This window comes from Parachlamydia acanthamoebae (assembly GCF_000875975.1).
GTDB classification, from domain to species: domain Bacteria; phylum Chlamydiota; class Chlamydiia; order Chlamydiales; family Parachlamydiaceae; genus Parachlamydia; species Parachlamydia acanthamoebae.
In genome coordinates, this window is record NZ_BAWW01000033.1 from 99,287 (window position 1) to 114,200 (window position 14,914).

A 14,914-nucleotide genomic window follows, 5' to 3' on the forward strand; every position below is an offset into this window, starting at 1 on the left:
GAGCCTTTATTCTCATTCATTTCCAAGCAATTCAATACCTCTTGATATCACCATAAAGCCCTTTTCAAGTCTGTCGACACCAAAATGTTCGTTTGGAGCATGAATTTGATCATCGGGAAGGCCTAATCCGAGTAATAAAATTTCGCTCTCACTGGTTTCGGCAAGTTTTGTCACCACAGGAATGGAACCTCCACTGAAGATGTACTGACAAGGTGCATCGAAAACTTCCTCGTAGGCTTTAGCAAAAGCCTTGAGGACTTTGGATTGATGATTTGCTCTGACAGCTGTACCTCCACCCTCATGCAGATGTACATTAACCTTGATCCCATCAGGAGCATTCTCTTCGAAAAAGCTTGCCACAAGTTGCCGGATTTTTTGTGGACTTTGGTTTGGAACTAAGCGACAAGAAACTTTGGCGTAAGCCTTAGAAGGGATCACAGTTTTAAATCCATCTCCACAGTAGCCTCCGTGTATGCCGTTGATTTCTATCGTGGGTCTGATCCATGCGCGTTCCAAAGGCGTAAAGGTTTTTTCCCCTCCAGTCGCTTTTGTTCCAAATGTGTGGGCATATTCTTCTGCATCAAAATCTAATGCCAAACAGGAACGTTCATCTTCTGAAACTTCCAGCACATCATCATAAAAATGGGGAATACGAATTTTGCCCTTTTCATCTCGCAGTTTAGCGATAAGTTCAGATAGGGCATGAATGGGGTTATAAACCATGCCACCGTGGGAACCAGAGTGTAAATCAAAAGAAGATCCAGTCACTTCGACATCCATTGTCACAATACCCCGAATTCCCAGGGTTACGGCTGGTTCCGTCGGTTTGTTGATTCCCATGTCGACAACAGCCAAATAATCAGCTTTTAATTCGACTTTTTTGTGTGGAAGAATTTTGGCAAGAGAGCCGCTTCCCATTTCTTCTTCCCCTTCAATACACAGTTTGATGTTAAGAGGGTATTGTCCACTCTTTTCCCACATGGCTCTTAAAGCTTGCAAAACATAAAAGCACTGTCCTTTGTTATCCTGAGCACCGCGTGCAAAAATTTCTTGTCCTCTTTGAACAGGCTCGAATGGAGGAGACTTCCATAATTCAAGAGGATCGACAGGCTGAACGTCGTAATGGTTGTAAATTAAAAGCGTGGGTTTGGAAGGACCCGCATTTAGATTGGAAGCAAAAAGAATCGGATGTCCTTCGGTTTTCCAAATCTCGACCTCAAATCCAATTTTTTGAATATAATCTTTTAACCAAGCAATACAATCTAGCATCGCACCTTGGAATTCGGGCTCGGAACTTATGCTTTGAAAACGTAGAAAGGTAAAAAATTCTTCTAAAATGCGAGATTTATTTTCAGTGAAATAAGACTGTAGTTCTGTGAGATGTTTTTGAACCATTTAAATGTCCTTTTTGAAGGTTTTAATGATCGCCATCTTTTTTTCATATTCTTGCTGAAGGCGTTGGATTTTTTCTGGATTGATTGAAGGTTGTTGCAAAATAAAGACTGTAAATTTCGTGAGATGTTCTAAAAATAACTCAGGATAATGGTTGGGTGAAATTTGGTGCCAAAGCTGAATTAGGAGAGTCGCACTTGCAGACACCTCACCAGCCTTATACAAACGTTGTGATGCTATGAGGTTAATTTCTTCCACGGTTCTTCCCCTATCAAAAGATTCAAAAGTGTTTTCTAAAGTCTTTTGAATGATTTCTGAATGACCTGTGAGTTGATAGTCATTTTGATATTGCTGGGCAAGATCGTTTCTAAGTGAGGCATTCCAAGATTGATTTAATCCATTTGAAATCGAGGAAAATGTTTCTTGGATTTTGGAAAAAGGAAATACGTTGGGAAGCCACGGGGAAAGAAACAAGATAATCCCCACCAAGAGGGTGATAAAGTAAGCTAAAAGTGTTTTTTTGACTTTTTGATGATGTTGAGTCACAACAGAGGGAGATTGAATTGTTTTGTTAATAAAATCGATTCTTTGTCGAATGCTATAGTGATGCCAGCTTGGGTGGTCATGTGTATGCCCTGTCGCGACGCCTAATTCATCTAAAGCTTTTATCATGTGTTCTGGGGGAACATCTAGGATATAGACATGTAAATCGGCCTGTCTTTCAAATAGGCGTGAAAAAAAACCAAAAACGTAGCGGAAATACAGCATAAGGAAAGCACCGTAACAGAGGAAAAAGAGCAGAGGGACAATGAGCTGCCAATCAAAGGTGGGATTTAGCAGGATTTCTAAGTTCAGGGTATTTTCAAGGGTTTGGGCAAATATTAGAGAAAAAATTCCAGCGAGGGTAATAAAACCAAATAAAATGAATGGGTAGAGTAGAAGATGGCGACGGTAGCTGTGTCCTATTTCATGAACAAGAATAGCTTCAACAGCTTCAGGAGAAAGGCTATTCAGGAGTTTTTTGGTGAATAAAATGTATCTAAATGGGGCGACTACGCCAATGATCGCTGCCGTCATGGATTGGTTCATAACTGTCCAAGTTTTCAGCTTGGGATGTTTAAAACCGGCTCGTTCACAAATCGCTTGAAGTCTTTCTTTAAGGGGTGAAGGTTCTAAAGGTTGACATTGCCAAATCCATTGAATGAGAGGAGGCAAAAATAATAATAAAAGCAGCATAAAGACCAGGCTAAATCCTAGGAGAATAAGCGTGTCGGACAGCGTTGACATTTCCTGCATTTTGTTAAAATCAAACAAAGAGCTGTTTTGGAAGATGTCTGTCAAAAAAGTAAGCAAAAGAAAAGGAATCGCAAAAGGGAAGATAAAGCGTACTTGGGCTGACGCGTAGGAAGACGCATTTTCATGGGGAAGATGGAGTCGCTTTTGTTTAAATCCTGTGTAATGAAAAACCCACAGCCCAAAAAAGAATAAAGCCACAGAAAAGAAAGTTTGAAGCGTTGTGGGGAACAGCTGAAAAGAAGAAAAGAAAATCTGATCTCCACCTAAAAGGTAATGATACAGAATGAGAAAGCCCAATAGTTCTAAGTTGACAAGATTCAGGATGAGGGCTCGGTTTTTTCTTAAAGTCTCTCTAAACAGGATGTTTTGGCAGAAAATGAGACCAATGAGCAGTGCATATAAGCTTATTGAAATAAAGAAAGCCATCCAAGGATGTGCATTGGAGACCCCTTCGTGAGGAGAAAGACTAATGGCTAATAGGGCTAGAATAAGATAGAAAATACTTGAAAACACGCGCGTTCCTCGATTTGCTAAAACATTAGCTTAAAGGAATAAAATGATTTAAATCACGGCGCATTTTCTTCAAATTCTATTCTCTTCTTACGAATTTCCTCAAAATGTTCTAAAAATTCCCGTTCTTTTTGATTTTGTGGAGCTTCAGAGGAATCGAGTGAGGCAATCGCTTGCATTTCGAATGCGTGAGAAAGTTCTTTTCGAAGTATTTTTGTGAGGGATTTTTGTGAATCTAAAATTGCAAAACCATAAGGGGGAATTGTAAGGGAAACAGTGCGATGATTAACATGTTTTAGAGGGAGATGCTTTAAGGTCACTTTTTCGCTTTCTTCGTTATTATCGAATGGGGATGCAGCCTCTATATATGTCATGGAAGTAGGCAGAGGTTTGTTATCATCTGGAAACGTTAAATCAAGTGATAGTGCACTTTCATTTGTAGAAACAAGGGCTGCTGCCCATGCGTTTTCAGGTGTGAAAGCGAGCGCTGTCAGATGAATGGCATTGATATCCACAGTAGTGGGTCCAATATCATAAACAGTGCCTGCGCAGATGGTATTGAGCATGCGCATGGCCAAACCTGTTGGTCTATACCTAAAGTGTGTACCTACATTGCGCACAATGCCAGATAATTTGACATCATCTTGGGAGTCCCATGTATTGGAATTATGTTGAAAAAGATTAAAGACCATGATGGGATCAGCACCCAACTTGATCAACTCGAGGATTCTTTTGGCAAAAGCCGTTCCTGCAATACTGCCTGCCACAAAACGGTTTTTTTGTTCACCAGAAGCCGTTCCTTCAAAGGTGTGTAAATTTATTTCACTAACAGAGAACTTTTTCCCCAATGACTTTGTTCCGGCTGCAATTTGTTTAACGTATCCGCGATCTGCTTGGAAGAGAGATTTAATGGCCTCTTTGTCCGATGTCTGTGCATCTAGCGAATTGAAAAAATAAGGAGATATTGCTAATGCGTCTGCTGTGGCACTTTTTTCTAAATAAATCAAAGAAAGCGGTGGGTCAATGTACTGCCCATTGATGGTTTTAATGAAATGTGTGGGGGCATTTGCTCCAAGTAGAATGAATTGAAAGGCACGATTAGCAACAGCACCATGGGAGCTAGGAATAGGGATTCCTGTGGGGCGAAAAGTCCAGTTCCAGTTTTCTTTACCAAATTCTAAAATGACTTTTGGGAATAAGTGTTCTGGCGCATGCAAGGCGAGAAATTGACCAAGTTGTCGGTATTCTTCATCGCTAAAGGTTGTTGGAATAATGATCCAAGGATTAGCTCGCACGGTTTGACACAAATTTAAAAACTCATTCAATGAGTAGCTGAACATTTCTTGTCCACTGCTACCCGCTGTGTGTAACGTCCAATGCTGCCGTTTTGTTGGATCAGCAAGACGGTTTTCTAACGTGTCTCCTATGGAGGGGTGCTCACGAATAAAAGAAGGGCGTAGATCTTTCAAAAGTTGGATCATTTCCTGTCTAAATTCTGTTGACTCTTCTTGAATAGGTCCTAGAGATAAGTCATCCACCCAAATTTTTATGCCTGTATCCCCACTTCCCGTTATTTTAAGGGCTAGCGGCTTGGCAGGTCCATCATCATGCGCGGTGAAGTCAAAGCTATATTTTTTCCAAAAAGAGGTCGGATGGATGGTTTCCGCTAAAAAAACTTGGCTTTTTCTTTTAAATTCAATTGAGAGGGCTGGATTTTCCCCTTCGGCTTTGACCCAAATGGAGAAATTCCAGTTGCCGTTTACAGGAATTAATTTGCCGTTTTGCTGAGCCTCTTTATCAAAAATACTTGAAATTGTCAGAGGAATGTGGTGAACAGGCTCTAAAAGAAGTGCATGCGAGCCTCCACTACCTGGTCGATGATTTTCGTCAATTTTGACGAGCTTTTGAGCCGATTCTGAAATGCGCCAAAAAGAAAGGGAGTCTTGAGGAAAAGTTTTTGTTAAAGCAATGACATCATCTGGCTGGAAGGTGGGTAGGGTGATATCGGAAAAATATTGAGGATATCCATCCTTTCCTTCATGTAAAGAATCGGAAATATTTCCTTTTAATCCTACATAGGGACCAGAACGCACTTCGAAAGTGGCCCCTTTCCAGTAACCATCAGGGTATCCCCATCCTTTATCATCGGAAAAACTCGTTTTGTCTGATTGGGAAGTCATTACGATTAAGCGATCGATTTTTCCTTCAAATCCAGGATTCATCAGGATATTGCGAAAAATTTGGCCCGTTTCGTCCGTATTCGGAATCGCCAGGTTAATCCCTAAGCGTTCGACATTTTGTAAAAGAGGTTGAGAATCCACTTTAAATGAGCTATTTTGAGAAGCTATCCCTTTTTCAGTAGCCTCTGCAGGGCCGCTTTGCTCAAAAAGTCCATTAAAATAGCCGATGATTGCAACACATGCAATTAAGACGGGGAGTAGCCAATTTTTGTTCATGCTCATACATTTCCAATTTTCGCAATAAATCTACTGGAGATTAAAGCAAAAAAAAATGTTAAATTCGAGCTGAAAATCAAGGGACTGGAATTTTTTCAAGAATACGATCAATGATTTCATCTGGGGAGACGTTTTCAGCTTCTGCTTCATAGGTTCTTCTTAATCGATGCCGTAAGATATCGTGGGTAACTTGTTTGACATCATAGGGCGTCACGTAAGATCGACCAGCTAGGAAAGCTTGAGCTTTGCCAGAAAGCGTTAAAGCAATACTTGCGCGGGGGGAAGCCCCATAGAGAAGAAGTTGATCAATGGGGATTCCATAGGCTTTGGGATTCCGCGTTGCGAAAACGATGTTTAAGATGTAGTTGATGATTTTTTCATCTACGTAGATTTGGTTGACTAGTTGTCGAGTGGCCAAAATTTCATCTCCAGAGAGAGACGGTCCGGGTTCAACATGCTTGCCAAGGGTGGCCATCCGCTCAATGATAGTTTTTTCCTCGTCTATGGAGGGATATCCAATTTTAACCTTCATCATAAAGCGGTCTGTTTGGGCCTCTGGTAAGACATAGGTGCCTTCTTGTTCAATCGGATTTTGTGTGGCTAAGACCAAAAAGGGTGAGCCTGTCACAAAGGTTTTTCCTGAAATGGTGGCTTGTCTTTCTTGCATGACTTCAAGAAGGGCGGATTGAACTTTGGCTGGAGCTCGGTTAATTTCATCTGCAATCAGAATATTGGTAAAAATAGGGCCTTGATTGACATGAAAAGAGCTATCTTTAGGATTGTAAATGGATGTTCCAATTAAGTCGGCGGGGAGAAGGTCTGGAGTGAACTGAACCCGTTTGCAATCACACTGGATAGTCTTTGCAAGGGTTGTGACAGCTAAGGTTTTGGCTAATCCGGGGAGACCTTCTAGTAAAATATGTCCATCAGCGAGTAGTGCGACCAGGAGTCGATCAACCATTTCTCTTTGACCGACAATCACTTTGCCGATTTCTTCCTTTGCACGTTGAAATTTATGTAAAGAGAGTTGAATAGCAGAATCCAGATCGCTCATGAGCCAATTCCTTGCTTCTAGGTTGTTAAACAACATAAAAGCAAGGAAAAGACTTTAAAGCCACTGGATTTTTAAGGCCGACATTCAATATCAATTATGATTTCCAATTAGAAAAAAATGGAATCAAAAGACTGGATGGAGCTGGTGGTGATGGAGGAGCGGGTGGAACCTTCGTTTCATTCACTTTTTCCACGGCTGTTTGCACTAAGTGTTTGAAAAAATCGAATGTGTTAGATGCCCACTCAACAAGTGTTTTAAATGCATCTGGAAAGTAAAGCCAAATGAGATAAAACAGAATTCCAAAAAAAATAAAATTGAAGATGAATCTCATGTCAGCACCTCATTTTTTAATCTTGTTGATACTTTTATTATATCAAAAAGATTTTTTTTAAAATAAAACTTAATTCTTTAGCTTTGTTTAAGCTAGTGTCACTTCTTTGGCCAGATAAACGTCTTGAATGAGGTTAAGTAGCTTGACTCCTTCATTCATAGACTTTTGGAAAGATTTTCTGCCACTAATTAATCCAATTCCGCCTGCTCTTTTATTGATGATCGCGGTTTTCAATGCATCTTTTAGATCATTCTTGCCTGAAGCCCCGCCTGAGTTAATGAGCCCGGCACGTCCCGCAAAACCATTCAAAACTTGATAACGGCAAAGGTCGATTGGGTGATCGCTGCAAAGTTTATCATACATCTGTTCTGAATATTTTCCATAACCTTTTGTAACGCGGTTAAGGGCTGGATAGCCGCCGTTTACAACAGGAAGTTTTTGCTTCACAATATCCGCTTCGATTGTTGCACCTAAATAGTTGGCTTGACCAGTTAAATCTGCACTTTCGTGGTAATCTACACTGTCAATTTTAAAGGCCGGATTGCGCAAATAACACCATAAAATCGTGGCCATGCCAAGTTCATGGGCCATATGAAAAGCTTCGCTAACTTCTTGAATTTGGCGATGGCTTTCAGGGGATCCGAAGTAGATCGTGGCTCCAACAGCAGCCGCTCCCATTTCATAGGCTTGCTGGACATTTGCAAATAAAATTTGATCGAACGAATTGGGGTATGAAAGGAGTTCATTGTGGTTAATCTTGAGAATAAAAGGGATCTTATGTGCATATTTTCGCGCGACACTCCCTAAAGTTCCTAAGGTAGAAGCAACGGCATTGCAGCCCCCTTCAATCGCGAGCTTGACGATGTTTTCTGGATCGAAATAGAGGGGGTTAGGGGCAAAAGAAGCTCCAGCAGAGTGTTCAACCCCTTGATCGACTGGCAAAATCGAAAGATAACCCGTTCTAGCTAAGCGCCCATGATTGAAGATCGATTGTAAATTTCGCATAACGGGAATCGAGCGATTACTGACACCGAAAATGCGATCAACCCAGTCGGGACCGGGTGCTTGGATCTCATTTTGAGTAACAGCTTTACATGTGTAATCAAGTAAAAAATGGGCTTCTTCACCAAGAAGTTCTTCTGCAGTATGTAAAAAAGATCTTTTTTGAGTCGCTGTTTCTGACATAGTCTCTCCCTAAATATGGGTTTTGCAAATTAATTATCTCCAAAACGATAGAATGCTTCCGCTGATCATAAGAAAAAGTAAAACCAGTGAGACGTGGATAAGATATATCTTTAGGGATTTTTTTTCCCAGATCACGTTAGAAAAAAGGGTAGGTACAATAAAGCCCAGCCAAATCCACAATCCTAAGCATGCTCCCTGCGCAAGCGTATAGGAATTGGTTAAAATAATAAACTGTGACAAAGCATAAGACATTAAGAGGGCCATAAAAAAAGCTGCCAAAGAGCCTAGCCATGGCGAACGTAATTGTTCGCGCGTAAGTTGCATTTCTTTCAACCAGGTAGGCCCAAATAGCCAAGGGGAATACCAAAGCGTTCCCAGAGCTAAGTATATGCAAGAGGTGACAAAAATCGGTACAAAGTGAACCGGAGAAAGGGGAATCATGTAAAGCTCCTTTAATTCAAAGTAAAAGTAGGCATGACTATAAGAGGTTGGGAATAAAACGGCAATCCTTCCTGCAATGATTTTGGCATTGAATCTTATCAATTAAATCCGTTATGATTGTTTGAAAAATTATCAGATCATTTTGATTTTAAAAGTCTTACGGTTAAAATAAATATGGATTTTATCCACGAACCCTACCAAGCTGGCGATACGATTGCCGCCATTGCAACCCCTCCAGGAGAGGGCGGGGTTGCTATTATCCGCATTTCGGGGAATGCCGCCATAGAAGTGGCAAGTCGTTGTTTTTCTCGCCCTGTCGAAGGGCTACCTACGCATACCGTGCAATATGGCAAGATCAAAAACCGAGAAGGAGAATGTGTCGACCATGTGCTTCTGCTACCTATGCATGCACCCCGTTCTTATACAGGTGAACATACCGTTGAAATTCACTGCCATGGGGGAAGCTTAATTGCTCGTCGCGTTTTACAAACCGTTTTAGAGGCTGGAGCTCGAGCAGCGCGTCCAGGGGAATTCACCTTTAAAGCTTTTATGAATGGGAAGCTTGACTTAGCACAGGCTGAAGCTGTGCAGGAATTAATTGGAGCAAAGAACGAAAAGGCTTTGCATGCAGCTGGCAGTCAATTACAAGGTGCTTTGACACGTAAAATATCCACATTTCAGCATGGTTTAAATGACATTGCGGCTATTTTAGAAGCTTGGGTAGACTTTCCAGAAGAAGGCTTGGAATTTGCTACTATGGAAGAAATCCAAGTGACTTTAAGGGAAGCAATTGAAGCCATGCAAAAGCTAGCAGCGACGTTTCATAATGGAAAAATTCTCCGAGATGGGGTTTCGTTGTGTTTAATTGGTTGTCCAAATGTTGGCAAATCTTCCTTGATGAATGCGTTACTTGGAAAAGATCGCGCCATTGTATCGGCTATTGCGGGAACAACGCGGGACATCTTAGAAGACCATTTGAAGTTGAATGGACTGAATTTTCGCTTGCTCGATACAGCGGGGATTCGTGATTCAGACGAAATTGTGGAAGCGGAAGGGATTCGACGTTCGCGACAAGCCATACAAGAAGCTGATTTAATTCTCTTTGTGCTAGACTCGAGCAGAGGCTTGCAAGCAGATGATCATTTGTTGATGCAGCAAATTCCCCACGAAAAAACTATTGGTGTGTGGAATAAAATTGATATCCAGAAACCGGAAATGACTCCCTTGCCTTTTTCTACTGTGTGTGTGTCTGCACAAGAACGGCAAGGATTGGATACTTTACATGAAACCATCGACCAGGTGATTTGGAAGAATGGGATGCCCGACCAGCAAGAGGTTGTGATAACAAGCATGCGACACTTGCAAGCGTTAACGCAAGCCATTCTATTTGCCCAAAATGTGCACGATGGATTAACGGATAATTTGTCGCCCGAATTTTTATGTGTGGATATGAGACAATGCTTGCGAGAGTTGGGGAAAATTATTGGCACCAATGTAACAGAAGACATACTTTCTTCGATTTTCTCCAAATTCTGTATAGGGAAATAAAGTGGATAAAAAAGCGCGCGCTAGACGAATCGGAAAAATTTTAAATGCTTATTTTCCTGCTCCAGCAGTTCCGCTCATCCACCAAGATCCGTACACGCTGTTAATTGCTGTGTTGCTTTCGGCTCAATGCACAGATGCACGCGTGAACATTGTGACACCTTCTTTATTTGCGTTAGCGCACACCCCTGAGCAAATGGTGAAATTGCCAGTTGCGAAGATTCAAGAGATCATCCGTCCTTGTGGCTTATCTCCTACAAAGGCTAAAGCTATTTGGGGACTATCTCAAATTCTAATTGAAAAGCATAACGGAAGTGTTCCGGCAAGCTTTGAGGGCTTGGAAGAGCTACCGGGGGTAGGGCATAAAACGGCATCGGTTGTGATGGCACAAGCTTTTGGAATTCCCGCCTTTCCTGTTGATACACATATTTTACGTTGTGCGAAGCGATGGGGATTAAGTAAAGGAAAAACTCCAGAACGTGTGGAGAAAGACCTTAAAGAGCTGTTTCCCAGAAAGGATTGGATTAAGGTCCATCTGCAGATCATTTATTTTGCACGAAAGTTTTGCCAGGCCCGGCAGCATATAGAAGAATGTCCTATTTGTTCTGTATTAGGCGATCTATAGTTGTCCTGTTGGAGCATTAATTGGCGTTCTTGTTGGGCTGCAGTTTGTTGCTCTGCATCTATCATAGTTTGTTCTTGAATGGATGTACTAGTAAATCCATGATTAACCAATTCTTTTTTCAAGCACTTGCTGCATAAGGCGAGCTAATAATGGCGTTGAAAATTTTTCATTGCTTAAGAGATGTGTACTGAGTCTAGTGAAAGCTGATACGACTTAGAAGGCAAGCGTGACTCTAAAACGAGGTATGGCTGGATGGAATACGGCTTACCGTTTAAGATATTAGGAGTCAAGTACAATCGCCCTGGGCTTGCAGCTTTTTCTGCAATCTAAATTCATTCCAAGAGCTTTTGAAGCGATATATGAAGAATGTTATCAGGCTTATAATTTTTAAAAATTTTAATGTCGGCTTCATTGTATTTTTCTCTTAATTCTTGCGTCTCAGCAGAATGCGGATCCACCAGAAAATTAATAAGAGAGAAAAATGTCAAATCATTGTCACTTTTAAAAAAAGTAGGATTTTTTATTAAAGGGTGCGGTTCTTCACTTTGAGAGCGCAGTAGGTTGAATGCAGGTTTATAATAAAACCTTATTCTCTCTTCAAACAAACGTGCATTTTGTTCGTCATATCCTAACAGAATCCCTTTAAGGATTTCGCTTTCTTTCAAAGTCTTTTGATATCCAAATTTAGACATTTCTTCCAGTAAGTCTTGTGCATCAATTTTTCGATTTAAAATTTTTTCAAACGTTTTTAAATGCTCATTGACAACTTGCCGAAAGACTGGTTTGTTGATGAGTAAAATAAATTTAACCGATTCCATTTTCATGGATCTTTCTTCTAATAACGCAAAATTTTCCATTTTAAAATTTGACTGCTTTAACCAAACCTTCCAACCTTCCTGGAGAGGGAGCGCGTATAACGTCTTTCCCATAAGGAATTAGGTGGTAATATAAAAAATCACCGGACAACGCGATTGCTTTATACCCTTCGAAGGTATAGGCAAACTGATCGTAAAAAACGGCTCTCTTAAAAAAATCTGTTAAGTCTGCTCTTTCCTCTGGTTCAAGGGCCTCAGTTAAAGCACTGATATTATCTGCAGACAACTTACAAATATGCAAAAATAAAAAAAGTAAACCCATATAAAAACGCATTTTTACGACCAGCAAACCTAAGTGTTTATTTATAACGAGGGTTTTTATTACAGTTCGTACATATGTCACCGTTCGCCATAGATCCGCAATTTTTGCGGTAATGAGGTTCTAGAGCCTTGGGACTTTCAATGAAAAATCCGTAATTATCTACTTGTATTGAATCAACTGTAAATAGTTCACTATCACGTATCACAAAAATTTGAGATTCTTCAAGAAATATGTCTGATGAAGAAATATAAAATTTGTTCGTTTCATTTTGAAATTTACTGAAGTCTTCATTTGAAGATAGATTTGTAACAACAAACATTAACAATAAAACTAATTTTAAAATACGCGTTTTAGTTCTCCTCAATTAAAATTGCACAGTATATAACCTCTAGTTTATATGTTTTGCGTGACCTCACGAAGATAGCATGCTGAATCAGTCGGCCAAGCAATTGGTTAGCTTATAAGCCTAATCTTTTTTTAGTCATCTTTTTTTATTTTCGGATTCTTTTCTATTTAAGTGATCCCACGTTTATTTTTTCCTTCTCAAGGTCTTAGAGACAAGCTTCTCTAACTAACTCACCTTACACAGCAAGTGCTTGAAAAAAGAATTTTAAAGGAGTAAATTTTTTTCAAAAAATGGAAAAAATATGCCTCAAGATATTCTCGACATCTATACAGATTACCTAATTTACCAAAATCAACAGGCAACAGCTATAGGGCTTTCTAATCTTCTAGAAGGCGGACTTAGCCACGACCAAATCCCTAGATTTTTGAACCGCCATGACTATGGTTCAAAAGACTTTTGTCAAGTCAGATGTTCGTCAGCATGAACAAACAACAGGAGGGGTTCTCATTATCGATGATGCCACAGAAGAAAACCTTATACGGATGAAAATGAAATTGTTTATTGGCATTTTTCACATGCGAAGGTAAGATGCGTTAAGGGAATGAATGTTTTATCAGGGTTAATTCGTTATGCTGATATTGCCCTTCCAATAGCATATGAAGTCATAAATAAAGACCTTCATTTTTGCGATATAAAAATTAAAAAAGAAAAAGGCGGCATCTACTACTAAAAATCAATTTTTCGAAGGAATACAATGTTCGCAGACGGCCCCTTTCCGTAGCCTTTGATCTCAGAGTTGTGCTGGCCAAATGTTTAAAACCATATGTGGCTTGGCTGTTTGATTAAAATAATTGTCGGAAAATGTTTGAGTGGTTTCATTCAAGAATTTTTTTAGGGTGTCATTTCTTAAAACGTGTATGCCATTTTTGCCTAAATATTTTTTAAATTCTTCTGGAGTATACTGAAGAACACATACCCCTTTTTCTGTTTTGTTGTTATTCACAGATTCTAAAAGAGTGATTTTATCTTTATCAATCGATTTGACGATCGCGATGTGATTAGAATTGACATAGCGGGAGTTAGGGCCCAATAAAATTTTTTGGGCGCGTGTAATCGTTTTATTATTTTTTTGACGTGTTAAGATATCTCCAGGTTGAAGTCCTGCGATTTGGAATATAGATGAGTCCGTGAGATGAGAAGAATTAGTGTGAAGGATCCATACTAAAGTTCCCCCATTTTAAATTAATCTCTAATTTATTATATCATATATAATTGTTTCCCTTGCTAAAGTTATTTTAATAAAAACTTTTATTGTTCCAATTCCCTTTTTTACAAAAAAAATTGCAATTATTATCAAATATTACTTACGTTCATATTTCTGGTTTATGACGTAGGAGCTATGATGATTTCCTTAAATTCTTCAGGGCAATATCCGACCCATTCCGAAACTTTACTTTTTAATTTACCCACCGAATTGGTTTTACATATTTTTATTTCCTATCTGAATATGCGATCTGTCGTGGAAGTGAGCTTGGCATGCAAAACATGGAAAATTCTTTCAAAGCCCTTTTTTAATGAAATATTAAAAAAAAGATTCCCTGAAATTGAGCGGAATCACCCAGAAAATTTCGTTGAGGAATGCAAAAGATTTTGGCAATTGAGAAGTTGCCCTTTAGCTATACGATTACTATCCTGTCAATTTTGCTTGAGTAATCAAGGAAATCCGTTTTTTCGTTCGATCATACAACCAAATTCATGCATCAACGAAAGTAAAACGTTGATTATGGGGCAAAATATCAATAATCAAGGGATTGTTAAAATTTGGAATATCAAAACATATAAAAGACTTGCTTCAATATGTTTATCAGCAACTATTTATAGTTTTGATACAATTGATTTTCGTACGATTGCTGTCAATTACGGATGTGCATTAGCAGTCGTTTGTCTCGAAACACAGAAGATATTAAATGAAATTGCTATTTCAAATTGTTTAAGCGCTTTGATTTGTGTTCAGGAGCATATTATTTGCGGATATGTAAGTGGGGAAATTCAGGTTTACCGGAAAGATTCTTTAAAAAAGATTGCTGAGTTAAGGCATCTCGATGCAGAAATACTGTGTCTCAAAGCCCAAAATTCTGTTTTATTTAGCGTTGCCTCTGATAAAACAATGAAGATATGGGATTTAGATAATTACCTTCTTATTCATTCTTTCGACACTCACGAGGAAATCACTTGTCTAGCACTTTCAGATAACAAGATTGTAGGAGGAACAAAAAATGGAAAGATTTGTATTTGGGACATGAAAGGAAATCTGCTCCGTCGATTCAATCATTTAGAACACGAAGAAAAGCCTCTACATTCTATTGTTATCTTTAATCGAATGATCATTAGCATGTCTAAAAATGATAGTCGAGAGAATACATCTTTTCATATTTGGGATTTAGAGACCTGCATAAGACTTAAAATTCACCGGATCGAGCATGCAGGAAGAATCTGCCATTTGAATGTATCCGATGATGGAAAAGTGATTTGTTTTAGCCAAAATTGTTTTTTTATCTATGAACTTCCCGATATTTATACAAAATAACGAATGATA

13 protein-coding genes and 1 pseudogene are annotated in these 14,914 nt (G+C 39.4%); 4 read left to right on the forward strand and 10 right to left on the reverse strand.

The window, feature by feature from the left end:
• Positions 1-12: 12 nt before the first annotated feature.
• The 7 genes from AOM43_RS07585 to AOM43_RS07615 all read right to left on the reverse strand — a co-directional run bounded on the left by AOM43_RS07585 (position 13) and on the right by AOM43_RS07615 (position 8,665).
• On the reverse strand, positions 13-1,395 hold the full coding sequence (locus AOM43_RS07585) for a dipeptidase (protein WP_059359726.1): 1,383 nt from the start codon (positions 1,393-1,395) through the stop codon (positions 13-15).
• Positions 1,396-3,201 (reverse strand): M48 family metallopeptidase, encoded by a 1,806-nt coding sequence (locus AOM43_RS07590; RefSeq protein ID WP_006339736.1) that lies wholly within the window; start codon positions 3,199-3,201, stop codon positions 1,396-1,398.
• Between the two features lie 53 nt (positions 3,202-3,254).
• A complete protein-coding gene (locus tag AOM43_RS07595) occupies positions 3,255-5,654 on the reverse strand; it encodes a hypothetical protein (RefSeq protein WP_226987446.1) in 2,400 nt (799 codons plus the stop codon).
• 76 nt (positions 5,655-5,730) lie between these two features.
• Complete coding sequence (locus AOM43_RS07600) at positions 5,731-6,708, reverse strand: AAA family ATPase (RefSeq protein ID WP_006339734.1); 978 nt, start codon at positions 6,706-6,708, stop codon at positions 5,731-5,733.
• Between the two features lie 94 nt (positions 6,709-6,802).
• Positions 6,803-7,039: a hypothetical protein gene (locus tag AOM43_RS07605; RefSeq protein ID WP_006339733.1), complete on the reverse strand. Its 237-nt coding sequence runs from the start codon at positions 7,037-7,039 to the stop codon at positions 6,803-6,805.
• A gap of 87 nt (positions 7,040-7,126) precedes the next feature.
• Entirely contained in the window at positions 7,127-8,224 is a 1,098-nt protein-coding gene (locus AOM43_RS07610) for a class I fructose-bisphosphate aldolase (RefSeq protein ID WP_059359730.1), read from the reverse strand.
• A gap of 33 nt (positions 8,225-8,257) precedes the next feature.
• Entirely contained in the window at positions 8,258-8,665 is a 408-nt protein-coding gene (locus AOM43_RS07615) for a DUF1761 domain-containing protein (RefSeq protein WP_100067469.1), read from the reverse strand.
• Between the two features lie 174 nt (positions 8,666-8,839).
• On the opposite strand from AOM43_RS07615, the gene mnmE reads away from it, so the two are divergent.
• Together mnmE and nth are read left to right on the forward strand one after the other, a co-directional pair.
• A complete protein-coding gene (mnmE, locus tag AOM43_RS07620; protein WP_013925650.1) occupies positions 8,840-10,213 on the forward strand; it encodes a tRNA uridine-5-carboxymethylaminomethyl(34) synthesis GTPase MnmE in 1,374 nt (457 codons plus the stop codon).
• A 1-nt stretch (position 10,214) separates the two neighbouring features.
• A complete protein-coding gene (gene nth, locus AOM43_RS07625) occupies positions 10,215-10,835 on the forward strand; it encodes an endonuclease III (RefSeq protein WP_006339727.1) in 621 nt (206 codons plus the stop codon).
• A 332-nt stretch (positions 10,836-11,167) separates the two neighbouring features.
• Here nth and AOM43_RS07630 read toward each other — a convergent pair whose 3' ends face one another.
• Positions 11,168-11,692 (reverse strand): hypothetical protein, encoded by a 525-nt coding sequence (locus AOM43_RS07630; protein WP_006339726.1) that lies wholly within the window; start codon positions 11,690-11,692, stop codon positions 11,168-11,170.
• A 1-nt stretch (position 11,693) separates the two neighbouring features.
• Positions 11,694-11,972 (reverse strand): fibrinogen C-terminal domain-containing protein, encoded by a 279-nt coding sequence (locus AOM43_RS07635; protein ID WP_013925647.1) that lies wholly within the window; start codon positions 11,970-11,972, stop codon positions 11,694-11,696.
• Between the two features lie 647 nt (positions 11,973-12,619).
• Here AOM43_RS07635 and AOM43_RS14180 point away from each other — a divergent pair.
• Positions 12,620-13,070 (forward strand): annotated as a pseudogene (locus tag AOM43_RS14180) (IS701 family transposase); the annotation flags it as partial.
• A 38-nt stretch (positions 13,071-13,108) separates the two neighbouring features.
• Here AOM43_RS14180 and AOM43_RS07645 read toward each other — a convergent pair.
• Positions 13,109-13,408 carry a hypothetical protein gene (locus AOM43_RS07645; RefSeq protein WP_059359732.1) on the reverse strand — a complete coding sequence of 100 codons (300 nt, stop codon included), beginning with the start codon at positions 13,406-13,408 and terminating at the stop codon, positions 13,109-13,111.
• Between the two features lie 309 nt (positions 13,409-13,717).
• On the opposite strand from AOM43_RS07645, the gene AOM43_RS07650 reads away from it, so the two are divergent.
• Positions 13,718-14,905, forward strand: coding sequence for an F-box/WD repeat-containing protein (locus AOM43_RS07650; protein ID WP_152618848.1), 1,188 nt, complete (start codon positions 13,718-13,720; stop codon positions 14,903-14,905).
• Positions 14,906-14,914: the final 9 nt, after the last annotated feature.

Bases quoted from the DNA above. Each gene is read 5' to 3' on its own strand.
- AOM43_RS07600 (WP_006339734.1), bottom strand. From the start codon at position 6,708: ATGAGCGATCTGGATTCTGCTATTCAACTCTCTTTACATAAATTTCAA.
- AOM43_RS07595 (WP_226987446.1), bottom strand. From the start codon at position 5,654: ATGAACAAAAATTGGCTACTCCCCGTCTTAATTGCATGTGTTGCAATC.
- AOM43_RS07605 (WP_006339733.1), bottom strand. From the start codon at position 7,039: ATGAGATTCATCTTCAATTTTATTTTTTTTGGAATTCTGTTTTATCTC.
- AOM43_RS07610 (WP_059359730.1), bottom strand. From the start codon at position 8,224: ATGTCAGAAACAGCGACTCAAAAAAGATCTTTTTTACATACTGCAGAA.
- AOM43_RS07650 (WP_152618848.1), top strand. From the start codon at position 13,718: ATGATGATTTCCTTAAATTCTTCAGGGCAATATCCGACCCATTCCGAA.
- AOM43_RS07615 (WP_100067469.1), bottom strand. From the start codon at position 8,665: ATGATTCCCCTTTCTCCGGTTCACTTTGTACCGATTTTTGTCACCTCT.
- AOM43_RS07630 (WP_006339726.1), bottom strand. From the start codon at position 11,692: ATGGAAAATTTTGCGTTATTAGAAGAAAGATCCATGAAAATGGAATCG.
- AOM43_RS07635 (WP_013925647.1), bottom strand. From the start codon at position 11,972: ATGGGTTTACTTTTTTTATTTTTGCATATTTGTAAGTTGTCTGCAGAT.
- mnmE (WP_013925650.1), top strand. From the start codon at position 8,840: ATGGATTTTATCCACGAACCCTACCAAGCTGGCGATACGATTGCCGCC.
- AOM43_RS07585 (WP_059359726.1), bottom strand. From the start codon at position 1,395: ATGGTTCAAAAACATCTCACAGAACTACAGTCTTATTTCACTGAAAAT.